We start from the raw sequence: 510 nt of genomic DNA, 5'->3' as shown, positions 1-510 counted from the left end.
TAGGGAAACTTGATCGGAGAGTCCCTAATGGCAGGTTGATACGAAAGTGTTCGATGTATAGGTAATTGCAGACACCGTGCCAGTTTTTTATGTGGAGATAATTGCTTAAAATCAATGAGTTACGAAATTTTCACAATTGGCTGTTCGTGACTTCTGCATGATCTGTCGTTTGGCCTGCATGCAGAATGCACGTATCGTGCTGTTCGACATGTATTGATGGGAGGCTTGCAGGTGAACCCGGAGAAACTCAGGTTATTGGTGACGCAGGAAATGCCGTTTGGCAAATATAAAGGACGGCTGATCGCCGATTTGCCAGGTCATTATCTGAACTGGTTCGCGCGAGAAGGCTTTCCGAAAGGTGAACTGGGAGGTTTGCTGGCATTGATGCAGGAAATCGATCACAACGGCCTTGGCGCGCTATTGGACCCATTGCGCACACGTCCGCGTCAGTCGTTCAAGGACAAGGGATAAACAAAGAGGCGGTCCGGGGGAGAAAAAAACGGTGCTCCG

At 48.8% G+C, this 510-nt stretch carries 1 protein-coding gene; it reads left to right on the top strand.

The annotated features are described in order from the left end of the window. Window positions 1-216: 216 nt before the first annotated feature. Window positions 217-471 (top strand): DUF3820 family protein, encoded by a 255-nt coding sequence (locus tag ALO64_RS06730; RefSeq protein WP_004656040.1) that lies wholly within the window; start codon window positions 217-219, stop codon window positions 469-471. Window positions 472-510 lie beyond the last annotated feature (39 nt).

It is taken from the genome of Pseudomonas meliae, from assembly GCF_001400515.1.
Classification (GTDB): domain Bacteria; phylum Pseudomonadota; class Gammaproteobacteria; order Pseudomonadales; family Pseudomonadaceae; genus Aquipseudomonas; species Aquipseudomonas amygdali.
Note: the sequence above shows the minus strand (reverse complement) of the source record. Positions and strands in the feature narration are given on the sequence as shown.